The sequence below is a fragment of the Paenibacillus sp. BJ-4 genome (genome assembly GCF_020404765.1).
Lineage (GTDB): Bacteria > Bacillota > Bacilli > Paenibacillales > Paenibacillaceae > Paenibacillus.
This window is the reverse complement of sequence record NZ_JAIVEM010000185.1, coordinates 1-384: the sequence shown is the minus strand read 5'-3', so window position 1 is coordinate 384 and position 384 is coordinate 1. Positions and strand designations below refer to the sequence as shown.

Here is a 384-nt window from a genome sequence, read left to right as displayed (position 1 = left end):
GGTATACCCGTTCGTCTTGCCCCCGTGGTTGATGCTGGTGCTGCGGATCACCGCATAAATATGATCCCCGTCTGCGACTGCCTTGGACAAAGGCTTCAGCAGAACGCAGCCCACCCCTTCACCCGGGACAAAGCCGTTGCCTCCGCTGCCAAAGCTCTTGCACTGGCCGTCGGCCGAAAGCATTTGCTGGGCGCATAATCCAACATAGCTGGAAGGATGCAGGTAAAGGTTAACCCCCCCGGCAACCGCCATTTTGCACTCCTGCTGATACAGATGCTCACACGCCTCATGAATGGCGGTTAATGACGAAGAGCACATCGTATCAATGGGCATGCTGGGACCTTGCAGGTTCAGCAAATAGGAAATCCGGTTGGCTACCGAGCT

At 56.0% G+C, this 384-nt stretch carries 1 protein-coding gene; it reads right to left on the bottom strand.

All coding sequences use genetic code 11. From position 1 onward, the window contains the following. Nucleotides 1-384: polyketide synthase (locus LCF57_RS26415; protein WP_226003318.1), on the bottom strand; the 384-nt coding region annotated here is incomplete at both ends.